The sequence below is a fragment of the Paenibacillus sp. V4I3 genome, assembly GCF_030817215.1.
In the GTDB taxonomy this organism is placed as follows: Bacteria; Bacillota; Bacilli; order Paenibacillales; family NBRC-103111; genus Paenibacillus_E.
In genome coordinates, this window is sequence record NZ_JAUSZA010000001.1 from 6,502,303 (window position 1) to 6,525,029 (window position 22,727).

A 22,727-nucleotide genomic window follows, 5' to 3' on the forward strand; every position below is an offset into this window, starting at 1 on the left:
TCAATATTATATGAACTACTTTTATTTGTAAACGCTTAATTGTTTATCAAATTACCGATGCCCGAATAATAAGAACTTCGTAAGTCGCAGCGACGCCTCCCGGGGTGCTGAACTTATCTTCATACTCTTTATACATGTTGGCGAACAGACGCCGTGACCCGAAGCCATACGAAGAGGCGGCTTCGGAGGTGCTGGCTCCCATTGCTTTGACAGATAGAAGGAAATCCCTTGCAGAAGCATACACTTCCGTTTGAACCCAACTTTCACATTGGATATTTGAAAACCCTGTTTCCTTTAACAAGCTTTTCCACTGATCTGAAGTTTGAAAAGATAATCCGTGCCGTTGGGGCTCCATGCCGCCAGCACGGTAAACGGCATCAAAAGCTGTGTGCAGCTCGCGGAACGTATCCGGCCCGAACGTCGCGAATGCTAACAAACTTCCAGTATGAAGCAGTCGGTAAAGGTGCTCCAGCGTTTGTATCGGACAAGACAACCACTGAAAACAAGCATTAGAAACAATGAGATTGAACGAGGATGAAGGAACACTTGCAGCCCACAATTCGGCATCGGCATGCACAAAGTTAACGCGAGACGGTTGCCTATTGTTGTAGTCAACAAAGTTTGCAGCATTTGACCTAACACGTTGTTCAGCGGCTTCTATCATTGCGGGCGCAATGTCAAGCGCAGTTATAGACGAACATGACCAATGGTTTACCACCATTTCGGTCAGAGTGCCGGTTCCACAACCGATCTCTAGAATATTAGGTTGGTTGCAATCACTCTCACTTGTCCAATCCTCAAGAGATGTAAGAAGCTTCTTCGCCATGATACGCTGAACATGGGCATGAATATCATATGAACCTGTTGCGCTTCGGTTAAATTGACGTCCTATCGCTGTTTTCCTACCGATCATGCCACCAACCCCTTAGTGATTCAGCCAATTGAGCTTCCCTGCCCAGAAACGGAGCATGTCCGCTTCCATCTATTGTGAGCAACTTCGCCCGGGGCAATTGCATGAGTAACTCTTCTGCCGCCGAGTAAGGACAAACCTTATCCTCAGTTCCGTGAACAAGTAGAACCGGACAATCGATTTCCGGAAGTCGGGACAGGCAATCCACACCACGGAGGACTTCAAGACCAGCAATTAGGGCAGATGTTGTCCAATTGCCAATGAGGGGAAGACTTTCCCTGTGACCCATTCCCGATTCCGTCTCCGTAAAAACCAGCTGTTGAAACTTTTTTTCTACAGCTTGTCGTTCCTTCCTGATTCCATGGATCATCTGTCTAACGTATCCATCGGCCCATCCGCGATCCATCTGTTCTTTAGGACGAGTAAATCTAGCTGTTGCCGAGAACAAAAGAAGGCCGTCTGCTAAGTCAAGGGTCGCGAGTCTCAACGCCAGTAACCCGCCAAGCGACCAACCTCCTACCAGAATCGGACCACCACCAGAAGAGATGAAATCTTTTGCCGACGTTTCTGTCAAATACAACATATCCTCTAAGGAATCAACTGTGCTGTAATTTACGGTAACATGGTTAAAGTCAGGAAGTAATTCACGTAGTTGATCGAAGACCTTATCCGACATACTCCATCCAGTCAGCCATAAGATCGTACCGCTTAGCTCATCTTGCATGAATCCAACACCCCCATTTGAAACCCGATACTGCAAATTTGCGTAATGGCATCTCTGAGTTCGTTTAAGGTATGCGAAGCTGACAAAGAGAAGCGGATTCGCGCTGTACCTGCTGGTACAGTAGGCGGACGGATAGCAACTGCAGCGATACCTTCCTTTTCTAAAGCATTGCTAAATCTTAGGGCCGTATCATTATCTCCAACGATCAATGGTACAATGGGAGAATCTCCTCTACCGACATTAAAACCAGCTTTACATAAAGAGGAACGAAAAAAATGACTTGTTGACAACAGTTGTTCCCGACGCCAGTGTTCTGTTTGAACCAACTCCAACGACTTTGAAATACCCGCTACGATTGATGGCGGCAATGCCGTTGAATACATAAGGGGTCTTGCTTTATTGATCAACCACCTGATCAGCGTGCTTGTTCCACAAACATAAGCCCCGTAGACACCGAATGATTTGCTGAAAGTTCCCATATGAATATCCACGTCATTCTGCAGCCCGAGCTCATAAACCAATCCCTCGCCACGCAACCCGTAAATCCCACCGCTATGTGCCTCATCTATCATCAGCATGGCTCCGTATTCCCGTTTGAGCGCAGCTAATTCAAGCAAGTGAGCCTGATCGCCATCCATGGAGAATACCGCATCTGTAATAATCAACTTGCGCCGTTTATCACGGTACTTATTTAATAATGCACGCAAATGTTCCAAATCGTTATGACGGTATCGAGCATGTTCAGCACGGCTCATTGCGATCCCATCGACTATACTCGCATGATTGAACTGATCACTGAAAACCACATCGCTCCGGCTCACAAGCGCGCCAATGACACCAATATTAGCCATATATCCGTTTGCAAAGACAAGTGCTGCATCACAGTTCTGCCATTCTGCCAACGCTTTTTCAAGATGTCCATATGGCGGCAGGTTGCCGGTCACGTGCCGAGAAGCGCTGGCGCCTGCTCCTTCGATGAGGAGTGTATCACGCATTGCTTCTACAATAGCAGGATGCTGAGCGAGTCCCAGATAGTCATTCGAGGACAAGTTGAGCAGCACTTTTTCCTCTCGCAACGTATAACCACGCCTTCCAGGGACAGGAGCACTCGCACGTAAGTGGCGTTCCAAAGATGCGCGCTCTAAAGCTTCAAGTTCTTTTTCCAATCCATTCATGTTCAGCCTTCCTTACAACGCGTTTATCTCAATTTCAAAGCCCAAATCTTCAATGATTTGATGATCTGCAGAAACGTCTTGGCCTTCAGTCGTTAAATAATCACCCACGAAGAGTGAATTCGCTGCATATAGAGACAGAGGCTGCAGGGAACGAAGGTTAACCTCACGCCCGCCTGCCACACGAATTTCTTTAGACGGACAGATGAACCGGAATAAGGCCAATACCTTCAATGCTTGTATTGCCGGCGTACGGCCTGATTGCTCAAGTGGGGTGCCCGGAATCGCATTGAGGAAATTGATTGGAATCGAATCCGCATCAAGATCGCGCAGCGCATAAGCCATTTCGACAATTTCGCGATTCGTCTCACCCATTCCGATAATGACACCCGAGCACGGAGACATGCCATGAGTCTTTACCTTTTCTACCGTTTCAACACGCTGATCGTAGGTATGGGTCGTAGTGATGGATGGGTAGTTCGTTTTGCTTGTGTTCAAATTATGGTTGTATCGGTGGACCCCTGCTTCTGCAAGACGCTCTGCTTGATCGTCCTTCAGAATTCCTAGGCATGCGCAAATTTTGAGCGGCATCGTTTCACGAATTTCTTTAACTGCGTCCACCACTTGATCCAGTTCCTTATCCGTCGGTCCCTTGCCAGCAGCAACGATGCAATAAGTTCCTGCCTTGCGAGCCATTGCTTCTCGTGCGCCTGCGAGCAACGTATCTTTGTCGAGCAAAGTATATTTTTTCACCGCAGCTGTCGATACGATGGATTGTGAACAATAGCCGCAGTCCTCAGGGCACAGGCCGCTTTTGGCGTTGATGATCATATTCAACTTCACTTTTTTTCCATAAAAATGTTTTCTTACCTGAAAAGCAGCTTGCATCAGCAAAAGTATTTCGTCATTATCGGATTCCAGCACGGCAAGCCCTTCTTCTATCGTTAAACATTCTCCATTAAGCGTTTTTTGGGCAAATGATTGCCACTGCAAATCGTTTTTGATTTTATTAATCTCATTCATCCCCTTTTATATGATAGGAAAGTGCCTGTCTGATAGGCGTTAACTGAATGGTTGCTCGGACGGTATGTACCAGTAATTCTGTATTCACCTCCCCATACAAGCGGGGAAACCGGCCAAGGACCTTCACTCCGCCGTAACGTTCAATGAGATCTGCGTTCGTACTAACACTTGGATCGTCATGGGATTCCAGTGCTCCGTCGTTCATAATTACGCCTACGATCGGGATATCGCGCTGCCGCAGTAGCGATACTGTGAGAAGCGTGTGATTAATCGTACCCAGACCGGAATGGGATACGACCAGGGCTGGTGTGTGAAGTTCAGAGATCAAGTCAATCACCAGAGAATCCTCTGTCAGTGGTACAGCAACACCACCTGCGCCTTCAATCAATAATGCCTCATAACGATTGATTAGTGGTTCGCCTGCGGCGATGAGTTCTTTTATCGTGAGGGTTACGCCTGCATGCTTGGCGGCTAGGAAAGGGGTAAGCGATGCTTCAAATGTAAAAGGCGCCACGGCCTCTGGGCATTCATCAATACCCGATCTTTTAAGCAAACATTCCGCATCCGTAACTCCGCTGCCAAGAAGTGCACCAGACTGGACGGGCTTCCAGACTCCGGCATTCAACCCTTCAGCACGAAACGCAGCGGTAAGAGCTGCGGTCACCATCGTCTTTCCGACGCAAGTGTCCGTGCCGGTCACAAATAATCCGCGCACTTTGCTCATATCGGTGATCCACCCTCGGTAACATCAACGATCGATGCTACTAAAATATCCGTCATGGCATTCAGCTCATTTTGCTTGCTGACAAGAGGTGGGATGAATACGATAACATTGCCAAGTGGCCTTGTAAGCATTCCAAGTTCTCTAGCACGCTCGGCTACGCGTACGCCGATACGATCTACCCATTTGTACGGCTCGCGTGACAGCTTATCACGTACGAGTTCGACCCCAATCATTAGGCCCTTTTGCCGAATCTCACCGACATGTGGCCGTTCACTAAGTGGTGCGAGCTTCTGCTCCACGAATGAAGCTTTTGCAATAACTCCTTCTACCATGTTCCGCTCATCCAATAGCTTCAGGCTAGCCAAAGCCACAGCACATCCAAGAGGATTGCCCGTGTAGGAATGACCATGGAAAAAAGTTTTCTGCTCTTGGTAATCAGCATAGAACGCTCCATACACCTCGTCTGTCGCAAGTGTTGCTGCGACGGGCAAGTAACCACCCGTTAGACCTTTACCGACAACCATCAAATCAGGTGACACACCTTCTAGATCGCAGGCAAACATAGCGCCCGTCCGCCCGAATCCTGTCGCTACCTCGTCCGCGATAAGTAGCACACGATGTTTGCGGCACAGTGCGGCCATCTCGTGTAAACAACCTGAAGGCATGACAATTATTCCCCCTGCTCCTTGCACTATCGGCTCCACAATGAGCGCTGCGATCTCATCGCTACGACTCTCGAGCAAAATACGAAGAGCGGTTAATGTTGCAGCCATTGCAGCCTCCACCCCGCCTTCATGGCGATAAGCATAAGGATATGGAATGACATGTGAAGGAAATAACATCGGTCGGAACACATCATGATACAACGGAATAGCACCTACGCTAACCGCGCCAATTGTATCTCCGTGATAAGCTTGATTCATCGTAATAAATGTCTTTTTACCCTTTTGACCACTATTACGCCAATATTGAAATGCCATTTTGATTGCGATTTCAACACCAGTTGCTCCTGAATCAGAGTAAAACACCTTGTTTAAGCCTTTCGGTGCTATCTCTACTAGTTTCTGAGCAAGCTCGATGGCAGGTATATTTGCCATTCCGAGCAGCGTAGAGTGGGCGACTCGTCCTAATTGATCTGTGATCGCCTGATTCAGCTCCGGCACGTTGTGTCCATGTACGTTAAGCCAAACAGACGAGAAACCATCATAGTAGGCACGTCCCTGAACGTCATACAGCTTGACCCCTTCACCACGTTCAATAATTAAAGGGTCTGATGAATTATAGTCTTTCATTTGAGTAAAAGGATGCCAAAGGTGATCTTTATTTATGGCGGCAAGACGTTCAAAATGCGTTGACAAAGATAATCACCATCCATGAACTTTTTATTGTCAACCAAACTTTTGTATTTAGGTTTACAATTAACTTTAGCTATTCTAGCAGAAGACAGACACTGCTGTAAAGACAATTTCCTTCTCCATTGATCAGCGCTCTTTCACCTGTTGAAAAATCAAGTAGGCCCATGCACAGTTGCATAGGCCTCTCACAGAAGGGTACGTGCGACAACTATATGACTACTGTTTTAAAACGGGCGCACTTACATGATCAAGATTGATATGCCCCCATCCGCCTGTCGAATTATCTACCAACTTGACGTAGCAACTTTTTCCGATATACTTCCATGCATCCCACAAATACCTATTATAGGCATCCCAGTTAATTCCTGTTGTCTTTAGCAATTCAGTACCGGTAGAAGCATCGACAAGGGCTGCATACAAGTTGTTACTATCATTTCCTCCGCCTAGCATGAAGCTGATTTGACCGTTACCGCCTAATGTAAAGGTTTCCGATTGGAGCACCCCGACTGGGGAATCGCCCCCTACGCCATTATTAAAGCCCCAAAGATGGTAGGTACCCTGGTGGTTAAAAGGTCCTCCCCAGTAGGCCGCAGCCGATGTAACATCCGCATTATTAAATGCTGTACCGCTCACAATGGTCCATCCAGTCAAGTTTCCAGTTTCAAAGTCATGATTAGTCAAATCCCTTGTGGCTTGATTATAGGTGATGTTTTGGAACAATGCCGTTCCGTTCCATACATTTAATCCCAATCTCCCACTGCCAAATGATGGATCCGTCACATTATGAACAAGGGTTCCATTGAAGTAAACTTTAATGCTGGTACCGTCGGCAACTACACGTAGATTGTAATTCGTATTCAACGATAAGGGGGTTGAATATTGCCCCAGGACCGTTGCACTATTATTTACAAATTTAAACAATTTTACAACCTGATTCTGAACGTCGACATTCGCCAAATACGCATTTGCACCGGTAGCATCAGAACGGAAAACCAAAGCGCCTGCGCCTTCCGAAGTTACTTGAATATTAGCCGAATAGTCAACATATCCTGCGGTCTGTGAGCTTAACGTAAATGCATCACCCTCGAATAAGCCTTGTTTACCGGATGCAGTGTTGCTCCAAGTTCCATTTTTCGGTACCATCGTCGGTAGATTAGATATCAGTCCAGTAACATTAGAAGTATTTACATTCCTGAATTCAGTGCTAGAATTCCAAACATTCAATCCAAAGTAACCGCTCTCATAAGTTGTATCATTAAGATCAAGAGCCAGCGTACTGCCCAAGATGACCTTAATATTAGCTCCCGATGTGATTACTTTCAGATGATAATCGGTACTGGTGTTTAGTTGAGTTGCATATTGACCAATTACAGTTGCACTACCATCGCCATTTAATTTAAAAAGTTTCACGACATCGTTAAGTGTATCGATATTAGCTACATAACCTTGCGTTGCATTATGGTTAGCTCTAAAAACTAGAGCGCCTGCACCCTGGCTGCTGTTCAATAGCTTAATATCAGCTTCGTAGGTGAAATTACCACCCATTTGAGAACTTAGCGTGAAGGCATCTCCACTGCTTCGCCCCCGTTTCCCCCCAACAGTGTCCGCCCATTTGCCGTTTACATGGATCCAGCCTGACAGATTCGATACAAATGGCGTAGTTCCCATACTCTTATTGATCGGATAGATTTTCAGATAATTTAATGTTACATTCCCACCGATAGCATACAATTCCATTCCTTGACTGGAACGATCGGGGAAGATTAGACTTGATATGGCCACCTTCCCATCATTGCCTAGTGCCTCAATCGATTGCCGATCAACAAAAAATTGCATTTTTACTTTTCCATTAGCATCCGGACTTAGGGGCGCTTCATGTTTGTAGGCGAAAGTCGAATTAAACCCCGTTACCCCAGAGAAAGAACGATCCACAAACAACTTTGAATTCGTTTTATTATAACTGACCGAAGTAAATTGATTCCCGCTTTTACGTACTTTGAATCCGAATTCAGTTGCCGTAGCCGTATTTACCTGGAATTCTGCGACCACTTCAAAGGAATCTCCGGACTTCGATGAGAGGATGTTGCTGCCTGGTGAAATCGTTGTTGCTCCCCAAGAACTAACTGTACCGCGAAGCGATTGTAATTGATTGACCGGAACTTGCTGCAGCCGTATACCTTCAGGATATGTCTTAAGCTTTAATTCACGCGGGACGCTCATCGAGCTTCTCCACGTAGATGCCGGAATCGCAGTTGCATAATTCCAATTGTTCATCCAACCGAGCCAAATTCTTCTTCCGTCTGTTGATGGTATATCACTCCAGCTTACAGCCGCATAATAATCAGGGCCGAAATCATTCCAAAGAATAGTCCCTGCTGGATTGCTGTTGATAAAGGTGGTTCCATTAAATTCACCGATAAAATATTGCATACCTGAACCACCTGCTGCTCCACCGTTACCTATACTCACCTCCATAACCCATTTCACATTAGCCAGATTCCCGTCAACCGCTAAAGGAAACAAATCGGGGCACTCCCATACTCCGCCATGCGAGCCTTGATTAACTCCGAAATCGCTGGCAAAAGACCAGTTTTTCAGATTCGGTGACGTATATATTTTGACCCTATCATCTGCTGTCAGCGTCATTACCCACTTGTTAGAAGCTGCATGCCAGAACACCTTAGGATCCCGAAAATTAGCAATCCCCGGATTCGGAATGACTGGATTTCCTGCATACTTGGTCCAAGTTCGACCTTTGTCCGTACTATATGCGATGCTTTGCTGCTGCGAGGCACCATTATGAGTAAAAATTGCAACCATAGCTTCTGCGCCAAACCCTGCTGTATTATTCCAGTCAACGACCGCGCTGCCAGAAAAAATATCTCCCTGCGAATCCGGATACAAAGCAATAGGAAGCGTTGTCCAATTAACTAAATCCGTGCTGATTGCATGTCCCCAATGCATCGGTCCCCATACCTCGCCATCCGGATAGTATTGGTAAAAGAGATGGTATTCACCTGCGTAATAGACCATTCCGTTTGGATCATTCATCCAATTGGCTGGAGGTGTATAATGATATTGAGGGCGGTAGGTTTCATCGTAGTAATTATAGTTGGTATCTGCTGCATAAATGGGTATTGAAAAAACAAGCGCGGAGATCATAAAGAAGCAAGCACCTATTAGCATCTTGAAATAAGTTTTCATCGAGTTCTCCTCCCATAGTTTAAAAATAATTCATAAATTGTATGCGCTTACATTTACTAACAAAAGGAGATCTGAATAGCTATTCCCAGGATAATTTGAGATTTCCCCAAATCGCCTATCAGCTTAAAGCAGACCACCTCATGTTTACTTTCATCACGCAAAGTCAATTAGTCTATTGATCTCTCAATCACATTCGATCTACGATTTACTTGAGTTTAAATGAAGCCACAGATTGTTGTAAGACCTTAGCCATATGGGCTAATTCGTTGGAATAGGAAGCAACTTCTTGGATTGCCGCTGTCTGTTCCTCTGTCGTTGCTGAGATGTGATTGGTTGAACTTGCTGAACTTCCGTATAGATTAGAGACTATCTCCATGTTTTCAACCATTTTATGCGTATTCATTTGAATCATTTTTATTTCATTCGTCATTTCGTCGGATTGGCCAGAAACCCCTTCGACTAATTGAAGGATATTCGTGAAGGAATCACCTGCCTTTTTCGTAAGCAGCTTCCCTTCTTGAACAGCAGAATCTCCATCTTCCATGGCTTTTACTGCTTTCGAGATATCCTCCTGAATCTCAGTTACTAGTGTATCGATCTCCTGATTCGATTTTGTTGAATTTTCAGCAAGAAGACAAATTTCACGAGAAATCACCGAAAATGTTTTTCCATTTGATCCTGCTTCGGCGGCAATAATACCTGCATTTAAAGCAAGCATTTTCGTTTGCTTAGCAATAGTGGATAGTAAGGTCATAATATGATTGATTTTTCTGGACTTCTCTTCTAACTGGCGGACTATTCCAACCGAATCGAGTGAGTTTCGAGAAATCAAATTGATCTGATTTATTGCTTCCGCAATATCCGCTTTTCCTTCAATGGCCGTTTGCAGCGCGTCCTTTGCTGATTGACTTGCAAGTTCTATTCGTTGCGTAATTTTTTTGATATTCACAAACATGTCTGTTGTTTCTTCAACAGCTTCATCGGTTAATGAAAGTTGTGTATGCGTACCACCCGCTACTTCTTGAATCGATTGTGCAATTTCTTCTGTTGCTTTCGCGGATTGTTCCGCATTATTGGTTAAAAGAACTGAAGTTTCAGATACGCTTTTCGCACTTTCAGATACTTGTAATAAAATGGACTTCAAGTTACTCGCCATTGTATTTAGATTTGTGCCCATTTGGCCAAATTCATCGATCGTTTTTATAGGTATAGTTTGGGTTAAATCCCCGCTTGACATCGATTGAGAAAGAATATTTACTTTCTTAATGTTGTTGGTAATGTATAAACTGTAGAAATAAATCACCATGACAATAAAACATAACAATACAATAATAATGATAAGCGAGATGATAAAATAATCGTTTAGCTTCTGGTAAAGCTCCTTCTGCGATATGACGATTGCCAGTTTCCAAGATGTATCTGGAACCGTCTGATAATAAACCTTATTGGAACCTCTATCGTCACTAAAAATGGCATTTCCATTGTTATTCGACAGTATTTCTTGGCCAATTTGCGCCAAGCTAAGATTAGAGTCATTCATGATTTGATGATTCGTGGAGTTCTCGTTATCTTTATTAGCAATAAAGTTCCCATTTCGATCCAACAAAAATGCCCATCCATTTTTACCAACATGAATGTCTGAAATCTTCTGCTGCAAGCTGGTTAAATTGATGTTGGCTGTAACTACCCCTTGAAATTTATTATTGTTATAAAAGGGAACTGCCGTCGTTAAAATCATAGCATTGGAGGTTTTATCAAAAAATGGATCCGTCCATACCATAATTTCCTTTGTATTTTTTCCAAGCAGATACCAATCTTTTTCAGGATAATTATATTCTTTCGTATCATAATCATTGGAAAATAAAATACGACCGTTATCCCGGTAGGCATAGGAACTGTAATATTGCAAATAATTTTTATACTGATAGGGCTCATACCAAATCCCAACTCCAAAGGTATCCGGGTTTGTGGACAACAAACCTTGAATAATTTGAAAATATTTGCCTTTATCAATCTTGTCACCTACAGGTTCAATTGTTCGTGCTAAGCTTTCAGGTATTTTACTGTGCGCTGTTAATATGGTTTGCATATTGTTGATCGTTGCGTTTAATTGATATGCCATTTTATCTTGGATTTCCGCATTGATCATTTGTTTTGAATAGCTATAACTTAACGCAGACAACACAAACATAGATAAAATTAACAAAGGTAGAATCGTGACTAGTGTGCGGGTACGTATGCTTTTGAAGCGAAATTTCACCATATTGACAGCCTCTCCTCTTACTTATCGCTGCGGAGACGATCCAAAAGCACCGCAAGTACGATAACAACACCTGTGATAACGGTTTGCCAAAAGAAGCTAACATTTAAAAGTGTCAATCCATTCCTAATTACACCCAAGATTAACACACCAATAATGGTCATCTGAATTCGGCCAATTCCCCCAGCTAGACTCGTACCGCCGAGAACAACGGCAGCAATGGCATCAAGCTCGGCCATGCTTCCAGCATTCGGCTGACCGGAAATTAAACGCCCTGCAAGAACTACGCCAGCTAATCCCGCACATAAACCACTAATGGCATACACATTAATTAATGTCTTTTCAACCTTAATACCTGTTAATCTCGCTGCCTCTTCATTTCCCCCAATTGCATAAATATGTCTGCCAAACATCGTGTATTTAAGTACGATAAACATCACGATATATACACTCAGCATAATGTATATGGGGGTTGGAACCGATAGGATCTTCCCTGATCCAATAAACTTAAAGGGTTCCGAGGCCAGTATGGTAGGTAATCCCCCGCTAATTACAAAAGCAGCGCCTCTTATATAAGTCATACTGCCTAATGTAACAATAAAGGATGGAAGTTTGGTTCTTGCAGTCAGAAAGCCATTGATCCAGCCTGCTGCATATCCCACCGCAATCCCAGCGAACATGGCAATAAAAGGGTTAATTCCTTGTTTTGAAAGCAATACGGAAATAACGCCCGAAAGTGCGATCGTAGATCCCACAGATAAATCAATCCCGCCAGTCAGAATAACTAATGTCATACCCGCTGCAAGAATTCCGTTGACGGACGATTGTTTTAATATATTGAGAATGTTCCCCGTATCTGTGAAATTAGGTGCAAAAATAGCGAGTATGATACAAATAGCAACTAACACAATTAACATGCCTAGTTGATTCCATATTTTTCTCATGGATAATCCAACATTATGTTTTTTATTAACGATTACTTCCATTCCAGCGCTCATTTGATCTCCCCCGTTGCATAATACATGATCTTTTCTTGTGTCGCGTCTTCGCGCCCAAGGTTTGCCCGTAATTTACCCTCATGCATAACAAGTATGCGATCACTCAGCGCCAAAATTTCTGGCAGCTCAGAAGAAATGACTAACACAGCAAGACCGTTTTTGGCTAATTTACAAATAACTTTATGAATTTCGGTTTTGGCGCCTATGTCGACACCTCTTGTCGGTTCATCTAACAAAAGCACTTTAGGCTGGATGGATAACCAACGCGCAAGCAGCGCTTTTTGCTGATTTCCTCCGCTTAAGCTGACCACCTTTTGCTCTTTGTTTGCCGTTTTAATACCTAATTCTCTTATATACCTGTCAGCTTCATTGCTTATTTGCGACCAATTTAAGAGGGCTGCTTTTCGATATTTATACATTTCAGCCATCATAATGTTTTCTTTGACAGACATATTTAGGAATAATCCTTGCTCCTTACGACTTTCTGGAACATGAGCAATACCATAGCGTATAGCATCCTCAGGAGAAGAGATTTTCACCGATTGACCGTTTATTAGAATTTCACCTGCTGATATTTCCGATAAACCAAAGATCGCTCTGACTAATTCTGTTCTTCCTGCCCCTACCAATCCTGAAATCCCAACAATTTCTCCTGAATGCACCTCGAGCGAAATATTCTTTACGTTTTTGTTATCAGATAAACCTTTAACCTCTAAAACCGGCGTTTTACCTTTAATCCAGCTCGTATGTGAAGGCGGTTTTTGAAATAAATCGTTTAATTCACGACCAACCATGGTCTTAACAAGATGCTCCGGATTGGTTTCGGCGATAGGAATCGATGTAATCCACTCTCCATCACGCAAAATGGTACAGCGATCGGAAATTTTAAAAATTTCATCCATACGATGTGAAATGTAAACAATCGCAACACCTTTTTGCTTTAATTCGTTAATAATAATAAACAGCTTATCAATTTCTTTGTGGGTTAATGAAGCTGTTGGTTCATCCATCACTAGAACTTCCGCTTCTATCGATAAAGCTCTCGCGATTTCCACCATTTGTTGTTGGGCGACACTTAAGGTTGAGACATATGATCTAGGATCTAAATCAGATCCGATTGATTTTAATAGGAAATGGGCTCGTTCGTGAACTTTCTTCCAGTCCACCATACCTAACTTATTCTTCGGGAATTTGGTTCCCATCAATACGTTCTCACCGATGGTTATATTCGGAGAAAGATTAAGCTCTTGATGAATGACACTAATGCCTTTCTCACGCGCTTCCATCGCATTATGCCATGTGATCGATTTGCCTCGATACATAATCTCGCCTTTATCTGGACGGTATATCCCTGCCATAACCTTCATAAGCGTCGACTTACCAGCACCGTTCTCTCCCATTAAAGCATGTACTTCACCTTTATGCAGATCGATATTTATGTTTTTTAATACGGTGACCCCTGAGAAAGACTTGGAGATCGCTCGCATGCTTAACGCTATTGAGGATTCAGAGGAAATGTTCTTTTCAACTTCCGCTTGCACAGCTTCCATGTTCTCACTCACTCCACCAAATTATTTGTTTATATCTATGACTGAAGACTGAAGAACTACGATGCGGTTCCCGTTAACAGGTCCCACATCGTAATAAGGATTCAATATTACCAGCCTTTATAGTCTTTTACGTTTTCTGTCGTAACGAAGTCAGTTGGAAGTTTAATTAATGGTTCCACTTTTTCACCAGCAAGAACTTTAAATGCCGTTTCAACCGCGATTGTAATCATATTAAAAGGATTTTGTGCTGAGCTTCCAACATAGCTTTTGTTTTCTTTAAGTGTCGTCACTGCATCCGGAGATCCATCCACACCAACAATAAACATTTCCTTGTCACGACCGGCTTGCTCTGCAGCAATTTTGGCGCCGATACCTGTTGGATCATTAATAGCAAATACGGCGTCGATTTGCCCTTTACCGTTTGCTTGTAAGATGGTTTCCATCTTAGCAAGCGATGTTTCACGATTACCGTTACCATTTTGATTAGCAACGATTTTGATCCCCGGAGCTCCTTTGATCGCTTCCTTAAATCCAGCAATACGATCTGTTACAGCCGATACTGGCGGACCATCCAATACGGCAATATTTCCTTTTCCATTCAACCGTTTAACCAAATATTCACCTGCTATTTTTCCTGCTTGAACGTTATCCGAAGTTACACTCGCATTTACGCCACCTTCAGAAATTGTATCGACAGAAATGATGGGGATACCTGCTGCTTTAGCTTGACCCACTGCTGCTGCAATACCTTTGGTATCTACGGAACTTAGAATAATCATACTTACTTTTTTAGTAATAAAATCTTCGATTTGAGCGGTTTGTGTAGCCAAATTATCTTCTGCACTAACGGCGATAACTTCACCACCGTGTTTCTTAGCAGCTTCAGCTGCCCCTTTGGACATCGCTACGAAGAAAGGATTGCTTAAGTTTTGTACGGTCAAACCAATAACTACTTTTTTCTTTGGTGCCGGATCTGCTGCTTTAGCTGCGCTGGCTGTTTCTGCTGGCGCCCCAGTTGCTGCTGCGGGTTTTGTTTCCACTGCTTTACCACAAGCAGTAAGTGCAAATACAACAAAGAGTAACAACATAATCTTCATGTTTTTCATTTTTAATTTCCTCCGAATTTTTATAATTTTTTAACAATAAGTTTGGCGCTAAATCCCCCAAGTGAAGATAGGCATAAAGACTTTATTCACTTACCTTAACGAACCCTCACCTCCCTTAAAAGAGTGGATGCTTGTTTTTCCGTGTCTTCATCATACCTTCGATCAAAACTAAAAATAATAGAAAATCTTCTTGCAACTGTTGAAATTTTTCTAATAGGCTGTTTCAGTTGGGTTGAATGACTTTCCCCGGAAGCTGATCCGACTGCTGAAATTTTTTCGGGGAATTGCGTTATTAAAGCCTATTGCTGCGGTACCGCCTTATTGGACCACCAGTTTTGACATCAGGCATCACTTTGCCTTTTTCAACTAGAGACTTAAGATATTTTAGTGCAGTATTTCTGTGGATTCCAACTGCTTGAGCTATCGTAATCGGGGAATAGGCCTCTGTCTTATTTTCGATAAATTTGAAAATAGCAAGTTCCGTTGGACACAAAGGCGGTTCAATTATATTTGATTCAATCCCCCACTTCGCTAACGCATGCATCATCTGTTGTTGGCAGCGGCGAGGCTGCTCCAGTATGCTATGCAGTGAAAAGCGAAGCACCTTCCAATCGTCAATTACAAGGTCATTCTGGCGGAACCGGTCATCTGAAAATTTATACGAATCCGCGTTATAACCATGTGTTCCCTTATCGTCTACTTCGATGCAAATTTTGATGACGGGCGATGGTTTGGCCAAATCCAGGTATCTGAAGCCGTCTTTAAAATCGATCACTTCGTACTCAGCAAGCCAATCGTCAAAACTCCCGACAGCGGGCCAAAACACATGGATAATGAATTTCTTTAGTGAAAAACTCAGGCCCTTTTGCAGCCGCTTACGCCGTTCACCTGTGCACGACTTGATTTGAAATGCCATCCACTTTTCGTATGCAGCACGAAGCTGCAGATTCATTTCACCGTTTATTTTTTCCATCTTCTTCTCCACCTTGAGGAAATAAAATAGCCGCTTGCTCCGGAAATGAATTTCCGGAGCAAGCGGCGTGTACTTCACGACCTGATAATGGATAATTTACTTCAAGTTAAGCAAAATTACAATAGGATTTTTGAAAGAAGCACTACCTTGAGCACTAGCGTGCTGCGGCTGACGGATCTGCCGACCTTGCGCACAATTTTTGTGCGCTAGCGCCCGGTGGCGACGGATCTGCCGACCTTGCGCACAATTTTTGTGCGCTAGCGTCCGGTGGCGACGGATCTGCCGACCTTGCGCACAATTTTTGTGCGCTAGCGCCCGGTGGCGACGGATCTGCCGACCTTGCGCACAATTTTTGTGCGCTAGCGTCCGGTGGCGACAGATCTGCCGACCTTGCGCACAATTTTTGTGCGCTAGCGTGCTGCGGCTGACGGATCGCCGACCTTGCGCACAATTTTTGTGCGCTAGCGCCCGGTGGCGATGGACCTGCCGACCTTGCGTACAATTTTTGTGCGCTAGCGTCCGGTGACGACGGATCTGCCGACCTCGCGCACAATTTTTGTGCGCTAACGTCCGGTGGCGACGGATTTTACTTCTATTCTATGACTGGCAGCCAAATATTAACGGTAGTTCCTTTCCCCAATTCACTCTCGAAATGCAGCCCATAGGGATCGCCAAAATGGAGTTTGATTCTTTGATCCACATTTTGCACGCCGATACCACTCCCTCGCACAGACGTACGATCTTTTTGGTACATGTTATGGATCTCCTCCGGAGACATTCCAATGCCATTATCGATGACCTGAAGAAGAATACGGTCCCCCTTACACATCCCCGTTATTTGAATATGACCTATCCCCGCATTATTTCTTATTCCATGATAAATGGCATTTTCTACTAAAGGCTGTAAAATAATCTTGATCACCTTATAGGAAAGGATACTCTTATCCACATTGATTTCAAAATCCAATTTAGATTTGTACCGCATTTTCTGGATCGTCAAATAGTTTTTGATATGCTCGATTTCGTTGAAAATGGAAAGGAATTCTTGTCCTTTACTAATGCTTAAACGGAATAACTTAGCTAAGGAAGCCGTCATAAGGATTACTTCCTTCGACTTTCCAGTCTCTGCCATCCATATGATTGAATCCAACGTATTATAAAGGAAATGAGGATTTATCTGAGCTTGCAGCACTTGTAACTCGCTCTTTCTTTTTAACTCCTGTTCCTTCACATTTTGCAGCATCAGTTCTTTGATCTCTGTCGTCATTCGATTAAATCGATTACTTAAATGTCCGATTTCATTGGAGCTTTGAATATCAACCTGAATGTCGAAATTCCCCTTCTCTACCTCTTTCATCGAACTTTCAAGATGTTTAATGGGCCTTGAAATACGCAAGGATAGAACAAAAGATAGCAACACAGCGATGATAAGAAACCCTATACCTCCAAAAAAAGTATACGTTTGCAACTCATCTTTATTGGAGACTAATTCTTCCACATAAGTAACCCCGACAATTTTCCATCCGGTACTTTGCGATGTTTTAATCGTGTACATCCGGCTATTTTTACCTTCTGAAGTCACAAAGCTGCTGCCAGGAGTACGCATAACTTCAGAGATCAATTCAATTTTCTGATTGTTATTAATTATTTGCTGCTCCGGGTGATAAACAATGTTTCCCTGTGCATCCACTATGAAAACATATCCCCTATTTCCAAGCTTAATCTTGTTGCAAATATCGTTGATGACACTATAATTTAAGTCTACAAGCAGTACGCCGAGCTTTTCATCTCCGACATCACTGCTTAGTTCACGACTTAAGGATATCACTGAATTATAGTCGTTAAGAATCATATTTTGTACATGTGAAGAAGAGATAACGACTCTCCCCTTCGCTTCAATTGCCTTCTTATACCAGCTTTGTTCCGTTGGATCCACTTGTGGATTTAGTTTAATCTTTTCATTGTAAGGGATAATCTCCCCATTTGTACCAAATATAAGAATCGACGAAATATCTTTTCTTGTATTCAACACGGTATTCAGTTGGAAGGATATTTTCTGTTTCAAGTCTTCCTTACCGATCGCACCAAGATATACCTGCTTCAAGAGGTACTCTTTGATATCATAATTGGAAAGAACCATTCGTGAAATATTGTCCATATAATTGATGTAGCTATCTATATTTGAGCTTACTTGTCCCATGAGCTGATAGGTATAATCGCGTGAATTTTTTTTCACAGCATCTGTGGAAAGATGATAAGACATCCATGCAATCACCGTAATCGTGACCACAATTAAGCATGAAAAAGCGACAGCAATGGTTGACTGGATACTTTTGAAACGAAAAAAGTGTATGATTCGATTTCTTACCATGTTTACGCCCCTTTACACCATTCTGCGATACACAGTCGGGGTCATACCCGTCGCTTTTTTGAAAATTAAATTGAAATAATGGGGGTCCACATAGCCTATACGATTTGCGATTTCGTAAGTCTTCAAATCCGTACATTTAAGCAATTCTTTCGCCTTTTCCACACGAATCCGAGTTAGATAACTTATGAAAGTTTCTCCGGTATGGTTTTTGAAAATAAGGCTAAAGTAACTTGTGCTTAGAACCAGATACTTACACACCATATCCATGGAAATTTTCGCATCTGCATAATTTCCCTTTATATATTCTTCCGCCTTCAAAGCTTGCATCTTGCAAAAGTTGTTTCTTGTTTCGAGGATGGAACCTGTGGTATGCAAACAATAATTTTTCAGCCAATCTTCCACTTCATCAAGTGTTTTTAACCCGTAAATTTCGGTCAATGGGTTTAAAGATGAGCTATGAAGGGTTTCACGAATCTCAAGCTCATCCAAAACATCCAAAATCGAGACGATGATTTGCTGTATGTGAATATAACAGCGATCCATTGGCAGATAGGATTCCTTCAGATTTTCAATGATTTTCTCAATGATCAATTCTATCTCTTGCTGAGTTCCTGACTTTAAGGTAGTAGCGAGCTTCCTTTCCCAATGTTTATCGTAAGGAATGCTCTCACCCAGTCCCCCTTCAATGTCGCCGAAATGTATGATCCGATTTTTCCCAAGAAAAAAGCGATAATCAAGAGCAGATGAAGCCCTTTTATGAGAATGATGAATTTTATTTAGAGAAGAGCAAATATCTCCTACACCAATGGACACTGTAAATTTCAAATACTCTCTTACCGATCGATTGATCTCTTCGAAAATTTGTACTGCCTCTTCACGGAGCTTTTCCATATTCTCGCCAGAGAGGATTACAATAGTTTTTTCATTATTGTTTTGGAACACGAGTCCGTTCTTTTTTCTTGTAATAATTTCTCCGCTAATATTACACACTGCAAAATATAGCAGTTCACTCTCGCTTTCGGGATAAAATCTTTGCAGTTCTCCATGATCATCTACATCAATCACTGCGACTACATAATGGCTTCCCGGTAAATCAATATCCAAATAGGCAAGCTTATCCTCAAGCTTGCTTTCTCGTAGATCTCCTGTAACCAATTGATTCAAGAACCGCTCTCTTACGAGAGGCAAACTCTCTCTAAGCTGCTGCTTAAGCTTGCTTAAATCCTCTAGCTTACGATTCTCATCATCAAGATCTGACTTTACCTTGGAGAGGATTTGACATAATTCATCGGCCGTATTCGGTTTCAAAATATAATCATGTACCTTCAACTTCACTGCTTGCTGTGCATATTCAAAGTCATCGTAACCCGTAAGTATAATGATTTTGGTCTGAGGATAATGTTCATAGAGATAGCGTGACACTTCTAAACCGTCCATCAAAGGCATGTTAATATCCGTTAAAACCACATCGGGTTGAAGCTGTTCGAGGGATTGGAGCACATCACGACCATTTTCAAAATCGCCAACGACCTCAAATCCCAGCTCATCCCAGTTTAGACTATCTCGTATTCCCTCTCTTACGTTGTCTTCGTCATCCGCAATGATAATCTTATACATTTCTCTCACCACTATGCTTTCGAAATTTTATGAGAATATTACCAGCCTTTGTATGTTTCTACATTATCTTGGGTAATCAGGTCCACAGGAATTTTAATTAACGATTCTATTTTTTCACCTTTAAGAACTTTAAAACCCTCATCCATTGCCAATTTAATCATTTCAAACGGGTACTGTGCTGAGGTCGCAACAAAACTTTTCTTTTCTTTCAGCGCTTTAACGGCATCTGGTGCTCCATCTACACCTACAATAAACATTTCTTTATCGCGACCTGCCTGTTCCGCAGCCATTTTAGCACCAACGCCAGAAGGGTCATTCGTTGCAAATACAGCGTCAATTTCCCCTTTATTATATGTTTGCAAAATGGTTTCCACCATGGAAGCCGATATTTCACGGTTGCCATACCCATTTTTTTTAGCAACTACTCTAATTCCTGGAGTAGCTCTAATTGCTTCTTCAAACCCAGCGATACGATCCGTTACAGCAGATACAGGAGGGCCATCAATGACAACAACATTTCCTTTTCCATTTAAGCGCTTAACAATATATTCCCCAGCTAATTTTCCAGCAAGAAAGTTATCTGAGGTTACAACCGTGTTCACGCCTCCATCTGCACCTACGTCAACTGCAATGACGGGGATTCCCGCCGCTCTAGCTTGACTAACAGCACCCGCTATACCTTTGGAATCTACAGCATTTAGAAGAATCACATTTACTTTTCTTGCAATAAAATCCTGGATTTGAGCTGTTTGCTTAGCCAAATCACCCTCTGCACTTACTGTGATTACATCAGCACCATGCAGCATAGCACCTGCAGTAGCGCCTTTGGACATCGCAACAAAGAATGGATTACTTAAATTTTGCAAAGTAAATCCTACCACGACATCTTTCTCTTTATTTGCCGGTTCTGCTTTTTCTGTTACTGCAACCGTTGCTTCAGATGTTTTTGAAGACTCCGGTATTTTACTTGAAAAGCATGCTGTAAGCGCAACCAAAGAAAATGCAACAAATACATATGATAATACTTTTATGCTTTTCATAATAAACTAGCCCCTAATAATTTTTTATTTACTATTCGACATATAAATCTGATTTCCTTTGAGCACTATCTTTGTTGAAGCGCTTGATTACAACATTTTTAAAGATCGCGGTGCCGCCTTCCGAAAAAAGGGTAATTCCTTGATCGTTTAATTCTGGGAAAATTTCATTGGAAAAAACGATGGTTCCATCATCCATAAAGACTTCAATGCTTGTTTTATCGACGAGAATCTTTAAGTGAACGTGCTTCTTACTCACATCAAAGGGTGCCCTGCTTTCACCATATTTTCCACTCTTGTCAGGCTGACCTGTAAAAGCTCTGTTGACATAAGAGTACCCGCCTTCTGCAAAAACACCTACATCTACATGGCGGTTTTTGTCTGTTGATTCTCGAAGTCTTAATCCTACACTCTTGATCTCTGACCATGATATATCTGTCTCAAGCTGGTACGCATCTCCTGTTACATGAAGAGTTTCAGAGCCATTAACCTCTATTTGTTTCAACGAATCCGTTGTATTTGTCAATTGATTCAATGCTTCAATGGGTTGTGAAACCAAACGATACGTATCGCCATCATGTTTTAAGTTAATTTGACGAACAATCGAATCCATTCCGTTAAAGCCCTCTTGCAGTGTTGGACTATTATGTGGATAATCCCAATTATTCATCCATGCCAAAGCATAACGATGGTTGGGTTTATCTCTGTCTTTCCCTTCTTCAAACGTGACAGCACCATACCAATCAAAGCCGTAATCTAACCACTGAGGGTCACTTTGATCAGGGAAAAATTCCTTTCCATTAAAATGTCCAGTCCAATAGGCGTAAGTGTTTGGTTTACCTGTCGATTTACCATTTGCACTGGCACCAAGAACCCATTTCATTGTCCCGTCATTCGCTCTCATCAGATAAAGATCAGGGCACTCTACAATTCCGATATTTTCAGTTAAAAAGCCGCTAGTATAGTGCCAATCTTTTAAATTCTGCGACTCATAAAAACCAATCTTCGTCCCTTCCGCCATTGCCATCACCCACTTACTAGTCTGATGATCCCAGATGATTTTCGGGTCTCTAAAATCTTTTGTGCCCGGATTCGGGATAATGGGATCGTCACGATAAGAAGTAAACGTTTTTCCTTTGTCCGTACTGTACCACAGATATTGTTCCTGCTTCCCGCCTTTTGCAGATGGCTGTGTCACGATCGCGACAAGCGCCTCTTTTCCAAAGCCAGCCGTATTTTTCTCGTCCACAACGACTGATCCGCTCCATGTATCTCCATTTCTGGTTGTATATTTAGGAATGGCCACCCCTTCATCTTTCCAATGCACCAAATCCGTTGATGTCGCATGCCGCCATTCGGTTCCATTTCCGTTCGGATAATCATGATTATAGAGATAATAGTAATGATACTTTCCATCTAAATAAATCGGCCGCTGAGGGTCGTTTTTCCATTTGTCAGGCGTAGTGAAATGATAGCTAGCTCGATACGTTGGCAAAACTGAATCGATGGTTTCGTTCTTCAATCCTATCGTCACCAAAATAATGAAACAAATCATAACTACACCTATTCGTTTTGCTGCTTTCTTATGCTTTGTTGTATAGTTCAAGTTGGCACCTCCTCGCCCAGCTGCTGTTTATTCCTTTTGCAAAAAAAGAAAACGCCGATTTACATCGGCATTTTCTATTGCATTATTGAGGATGTTT

General features: G+C 42.7%; 16 protein-coding genes. All 16 read right to left on the reverse strand.

Annotation, left to right across the window (positions count from 1 at the left end):
* Positions 1 to 46: 46 nt before the first annotated feature.
* The 16 genes from bioC to QFZ77_RS30115 all read right to left on the reverse strand — a co-directional run bounded on the left by bioC (position 47) and on the right by QFZ77_RS30115 (position 22,630).
* The gene (gene bioC, locus QFZ77_RS30040; RefSeq protein WP_307445336.1) at positions 47 to 913 is read right to left on the reverse strand and encodes a malonyl-ACP O-methyltransferase BioC; all 867 of its coding nucleotides are present in this window, start codon (positions 911 to 913) and stop codon (positions 47 to 49) included.
* Positions 903 to 1,634, reverse strand: a complete 732-nt coding sequence (locus QFZ77_RS30045; protein ID WP_307445339.1) for an alpha/beta fold hydrolase — start codon at positions 1,632 to 1,634, stop codon at positions 903 to 905. Before QFZ77_RS30045 ends, bioC begins: the two co-directional genes overlap by 11 nt.
* Positions 1,619 to 2,809 (reverse strand): 8-amino-7-oxononanoate synthase, encoded by a 1,191-nt coding sequence (bioF, locus tag QFZ77_RS30050; RefSeq protein ID WP_307445342.1) that lies wholly within the window; start codon positions 2,807 to 2,809, stop codon positions 1,619 to 1,621. The genes QFZ77_RS30045 and bioF overlap by 16 nt, the downstream gene beginning before the upstream one ends.
* Before the next feature lie 12 nt (positions 2,810 to 2,821).
* On the reverse strand, positions 2,822 to 3,829 hold the full coding sequence (bioB, locus tag QFZ77_RS30055) for a biotin synthase BioB (protein WP_307445344.1): 1,008 nt from the start codon (positions 3,827 to 3,829) through the stop codon (positions 2,822 to 2,824).
* On the reverse strand, positions 3,822 to 4,553 hold the full coding sequence (bioD, locus tag QFZ77_RS30060; RefSeq protein ID WP_307445348.1) for a dethiobiotin synthase: 732 nt from the start codon (positions 4,551 to 4,553) through the stop codon (positions 3,822 to 3,824). The genes bioB and bioD overlap by 8 nt, the downstream gene beginning before the upstream one ends.
* Positions 4,550 to 5,911 carry an adenosylmethionine--8-amino-7-oxononanoate transaminase gene (gene bioA, locus QFZ77_RS30065; protein WP_307445351.1) on the reverse strand — a complete coding sequence of 454 codons (1,362 nt, stop codon included), beginning with the start codon at positions 5,909 to 5,911 and terminating at the stop codon, positions 4,550 to 4,552. The genes bioD and bioA overlap by 4 nt, the downstream gene beginning before the upstream one ends.
* A gap of 213 nt (positions 5,912 to 6,124) precedes the next feature.
* Positions 6,125 to 9,112 (reverse strand): glycoside hydrolase family 32 protein, encoded by a 2,988-nt coding sequence (locus tag QFZ77_RS30070; RefSeq protein WP_307445354.1) that lies wholly within the window; start codon positions 9,110 to 9,112, stop codon positions 6,125 to 6,127.
* A 205-nt stretch (positions 9,113 to 9,317) separates the two neighbouring features.
* Positions 9,318 to 11,318, reverse strand: coding sequence for a methyl-accepting chemotaxis protein (locus QFZ77_RS30075; RefSeq protein WP_307445358.1), 2,001 nt, complete (start codon positions 11,316 to 11,318; stop codon positions 9,318 to 9,320).
* 74 nt (positions 11,319 to 11,392) lie between these two features.
* Positions 11,393 to 12,316: an ABC transporter permease gene (locus QFZ77_RS30080; RefSeq protein ID WP_373462779.1), complete on the reverse strand. Its 924-nt coding sequence runs from the start codon at positions 12,314 to 12,316 to the stop codon at positions 11,393 to 11,395.
* Positions 12,317 to 12,366: 50 nt separating this feature from the next.
* Positions 12,367 to 13,920 carry a sugar ABC transporter ATP-binding protein gene (locus QFZ77_RS30085; RefSeq protein WP_307445363.1) on the reverse strand — a complete coding sequence of 518 codons (1,554 nt, stop codon included), beginning with the start codon at positions 13,918 to 13,920 and terminating at the stop codon, positions 12,367 to 12,369.
* 107 nt (positions 13,921 to 14,027) lie between these two features.
* Positions 14,028 to 15,026: a substrate-binding domain-containing protein gene (locus QFZ77_RS30090; RefSeq protein WP_307445366.1), complete on the reverse strand. Its 999-nt coding sequence runs from the start codon at positions 15,024 to 15,026 to the stop codon at positions 14,028 to 14,030.
* Between the two features lie 292 nt (positions 15,027 to 15,318).
* Positions 15,319 to 15,999 (reverse strand): response regulator, encoded by a 681-nt coding sequence (locus QFZ77_RS30095; protein WP_307445368.1) that lies wholly within the window; start codon positions 15,997 to 15,999, stop codon positions 15,319 to 15,321.
* Between the two features lie 592 nt (positions 16,000 to 16,591).
* Positions 16,592 to 18,370: a sensor histidine kinase gene (locus QFZ77_RS30100; protein ID WP_307445370.1), complete on the reverse strand. Its 1,779-nt coding sequence runs from the start codon at positions 18,368 to 18,370 to the stop codon at positions 16,592 to 16,594.
* A 12-nt stretch (positions 18,371 to 18,382) separates the two neighbouring features.
* On the reverse strand, positions 18,383 to 19,987 hold the full coding sequence (locus QFZ77_RS30105) for a response regulator (RefSeq protein ID WP_307445372.1): 1,605 nt from the start codon (positions 19,985 to 19,987) through the stop codon (positions 18,383 to 18,385).
* Between the two features lie 38 nt (positions 19,988 to 20,025).
* On the reverse strand, positions 20,026 to 21,027 hold the full coding sequence (locus QFZ77_RS30110; protein ID WP_307445375.1) for a substrate-binding domain-containing protein: 1,002 nt from the start codon (positions 21,025 to 21,027) through the stop codon (positions 20,026 to 20,028).
* A gap of 31 nt (positions 21,028 to 21,058) precedes the next feature.
* On the reverse strand, positions 21,059 to 22,630 hold the full coding sequence (locus QFZ77_RS30115) for a glycoside hydrolase family 32 protein (RefSeq protein WP_373462671.1): 1,572 nt from the start codon (positions 22,628 to 22,630) through the stop codon (positions 21,059 to 21,061).
* Positions 22,631 to 22,727 lie beyond the last annotated feature (97 nt).

Coding starts and splice junctions, on each gene's coding strand:
- bioC (WP_307445336.1), bottom strand. CDS start 913: ATGATCGGTAGGAAAACAGCGATAGGACGTCAATTTAACCGAAGCGCA.
- QFZ77_RS30045 (WP_307445339.1), bottom strand. CDS start 1,634: ATGCAAGATGAGCTAAGCGGTACGATCTTATGGCTGACTGGATGGAGT.
- bioF (WP_307445342.1), bottom strand. CDS start 2,809: ATGAATGGATTGGAAAAAGAACTTGAAGCTTTAGAGCGCGCATCTTTG.
- bioB (WP_307445344.1), bottom strand. CDS start 3,829: ATGAATGAGATTAATAAAATCAAAAACGATTTGCAGTGGCAATCATTT.
- bioD (WP_307445348.1), bottom strand. CDS start 4,553: ATGAGCAAAGTGCGCGGATTATTTGTGACCGGCACGGACACTTGCGTC.
- QFZ77_RS30070 (WP_307445354.1), bottom strand. CDS start 9,112: ATGAAAACTTATTTCAAGATGCTAATAGGTGCTTGCTTCTTTATGATC.
- QFZ77_RS30080 (WP_373462779.1), bottom strand. CDS start 12,316: ATGAGAAAAATATGGAATCAACTAGGCATGTTAATTGTGTTAGTTGCT.
- QFZ77_RS30085 (WP_307445363.1), bottom strand. CDS start 13,920: ATGGAAGCTGTGCAAGCGGAAGTTGAAAAGAACATTTCCTCTGAATCC.
- QFZ77_RS30090 (WP_307445366.1), bottom strand. CDS start 15,026: ATGAAAAACATGAAGATTATGTTGTTACTCTTTGTTGTATTTGCACTT.
- QFZ77_RS30095 (WP_307445368.1), bottom strand. CDS start 15,999: ATGGAAAAAATAAACGGTGAAATGAATCTGCAGCTTCGTGCTGCATAC.
- QFZ77_RS30100 (WP_307445370.1), bottom strand. CDS start 18,370: ATGGTAAGAAATCGAATCATACACTTTTTTCGTTTCAAAAGTATCCAG.
- QFZ77_RS30105 (WP_307445372.1), bottom strand. CDS start 19,987: ATGTATAAGATTATCATTGCGGATGACGAAGACAACGTAAGAGAGGGA.
- QFZ77_RS30110 (WP_307445375.1), bottom strand. CDS start 21,027: ATGAAAAGCATAAAAGTATTATCATATGTATTTGTTGCATTTTCTTTG.